The sequence below is a fragment of the Kitasatospora sp. NPDC057542 genome (assembly GCF_042801945.1).
In the GTDB taxonomy this organism is placed as follows: Bacteria; Actinomycetota; Actinomycetes; order Streptomycetales; family Streptomycetaceae; genus Kitasatospora.
On the sequence record NZ_JBHVFE010000771.1, the window covers coordinates 1 to 2156 of the forward strand.

At 74.4% G+C, this 2156-nt stretch carries 3 protein-coding genes; all 3 read right to left on the reverse strand.

The window, feature by feature from the left end; genetic code table 11:
• Nucleotides 1-118: 118 nt before the first annotated feature.
• The 3 genes from ACFU7Y_RS43290 to ACFU7Y_RS43300 all read right to left on the reverse strand — a co-directional run bounded on the left by ACFU7Y_RS43290 (nt 119) and on the right by ACFU7Y_RS43300 (nt 1651).
• Nucleotides 119-691: an ATP/GTP-binding protein gene (locus ACFU7Y_RS43290; RefSeq protein WP_224282476.1), complete on the reverse strand. Its 573-nt coding sequence runs from the start codon at nt 689-691 to the stop codon at nt 119-121.
• Nucleotides 692-797: 106 nt separating this feature from the next.
• Nucleotides 798-1127, reverse strand: a complete 330-nt coding sequence (locus ACFU7Y_RS43295; RefSeq protein ID WP_263455298.1) for a DUF742 domain-containing protein — start codon at nt 1125-1127, stop codon at nt 798-800.
• Nucleotides 1128-1270: 143 nt separating this feature from the next.
• Nucleotides 1271-1651, reverse strand: coding sequence for a roadblock/LC7 domain-containing protein (locus ACFU7Y_RS43300; protein WP_224282477.1), 381 nt, complete (start codon nt 1649-1651; stop codon nt 1271-1273).
• Between the last annotated feature and the right edge of the window lie 505 nt (nt 1652-2156).

The window sequence follows — 2156 nt, forward strand, 5'->3', positions numbered from 1 at the left end:
GGCAGTAGACGGCAGCCGACGATCGACGACTGACAGATGACAGCTGACAGATTTCGAAATCTGTCAGCTGTCATCTGTCAGTCGCACGCTGTCCGCCCGTCGGCCTCCCGGCGCCACCTCAGCCCACCGGCGAGGCGTCCGCGAGCAGCCGGGCGGCGTGCACCCTGCCCGCGTGCTCGACCAGGTTGACCAGCACCTCCTTGCCCGAGGCCCGGCGACGCGCGTCGCACAGCAGCACGGGCGTGCCGGCGTCCAGATCCAGCGCGCGGGCGACCTCCTCCGGGCCGAACTCCCGCGTCCCGGCGAAACGATTCACCGCTACCACGAACGGAATGCCCCGGTGCTCGAAGAAGTCGACGGCCGGGAAGCAGTCGGTCAGCCGGCGGGTGTCGGCGAGCACCACCGCGCCGAGCGCCCCCTGGGCCAGCTCGTCCCAGAGGAACCAGAACCGGTCCTGCCCCGGGGTGCCGAACAGGTAGACCGCCAGTCCCTCGCGGATGGTGATCCGGCCGAAGTCCATCGCCACCGTGGTGGTGGTCTTCCGCTCCACTCCGTCCAGGTCGTCCACCTCGCGTCCGGCCTCGGTCAGCCTCTCCTCGGTGCGCAGCGGGCGGATCTCGCTGACCGCGCCGACCAGCGTCGTCTTGCCGACACCGAAGCCGCCCGCCACCAGGATCTTGAGCGCGAGCACGGTGTCTTCGGGGTCCTCGGCGTCGAACGGATCCGGCCCGCCGCACGGATCGGACGGGCCGGAGGGATCGGGCGGTTCGGACAGCCCGGCCGGTACGGACGGGTGGTCAGAGTGCACGAAGTCCACGGATGACCTCCTGGAGGATGCGCTCGTCGGGGAGCAGGGCGGGCGGGACGGGACGGCGGACCCGGATGAGCCCGGCCGCCAGCAGGTCACCGAGCAGCACCCGCACGACGCCCACCGGCAGGTCGAGGTCGGCGGCCAGCTCGGCCACGGACAACGCGGTGCCCCGGCACAGCGCGAGGATGCGCGCCTGTTCCGGGCCGACCGGCGGCTCGGGCGCGTCCGGCACGAGTGCCGGGTCGGGCAGCTCGGTGAGCACCACGGCGATCAGGTCGAACTGCCGCTCCCCGCCCCCGGTGCGCCCCCGGGTCATCGCGTACGGACGGACCAGCGGCCCGGCCTCGTCGTCGTACCAGCGGGCCCGGTGGGCGGCGGCGAGCGGGTTGCGGGGGCGCCCGTCGGGTTCGGCCCTCGGATGCTCCGGATGTCGCCCCCGGTACGGGCGGGGCACCGGACTCACCGGCCGCCCACCGCCCGCGGCGGGGTGCCCAGGTGCTCCCCGACCCGGCGGACCAGTCTGGCCATCTCGTAGGCGATCAGGCCGAGGTCGGCCCGGGCGGTGGCGAACACGGCGAGGCAGGTGCCCTCCCCGGCCGCCGCGACCAGCAGGTAGCCACCCTCCAACTCGACCATGGTCTGGCGGACTTCACCCGCGTCGAAGTGCCGGCCTGCGCCTTTGGCGAGGCTGTGGAAGCCGGAGGCGACGGCCGCCAGATGCTCTCCGTCCTCGCGTGCCAGGCCGGCCGAGGTGCCCACGGCCAGGCCGTCGGCGGAGAGCATCACGGCGAAGCGGAGCTCGGGGGCGCGCTGGACCAGCTCGTCGAGGAGCCAGTTCATCTCCCCCGCGCGGTGGGTGGTGGCGATCACGGACGCTCTCCTTCAAATCGGGACGAGGGTTGGGGTTGGCGCGCCCGCGGCGGCTGCGGGGGGTCGGCGGGTTGTCCGTCCCGCCGGCCCTCCGGGTACAGGCCGCGTGCCCATCCACTCTGGAAGGCGGACATCGCCGCCCGCGCCTCCTCGGGGCTGCGGCCCGCGGCGCCGAATCCGTCGCCGGACCCGAGCTCAGCGGAGCCGGAACCAGAGCCGGAAGCGGAGGCGGCGGCAGCAGTACGACGGCTGTGCGCGGTCGGACGGGCCGGGGCCTCACGCAGCTGGGGCACGAGGCTCGCCTGACGGGTCCGGCGCGGCAACTCCTCGGGGCCCGGGTCGGCGCGGTGACCGTCCGATCGGTGACCGTCCGGCCCCGGCCCGGGCATCGGCTCCGAACGGGGTTCCGTACGGTACGGCACCGCGCCGTACGGCTGCGGCGGTCCGGACTGCGGACGGGCGGCCGCACCCGCGC

Coding starts and splice junctions, on each gene's coding strand:
- ACFU7Y_RS43295 (WP_263455298.1), bottom strand. CDS start 1,127: ATGACCCGGGGGCGCACCGGGGGCGGGGAGCGGCAGTTCGACCTGATC.
- ACFU7Y_RS43300 (WP_224282477.1), bottom strand. CDS start 1,651: ATGAACTGGCTCCTCGACGAGCTGGTCCAGCGCGCCCCCGAGCTCCGC.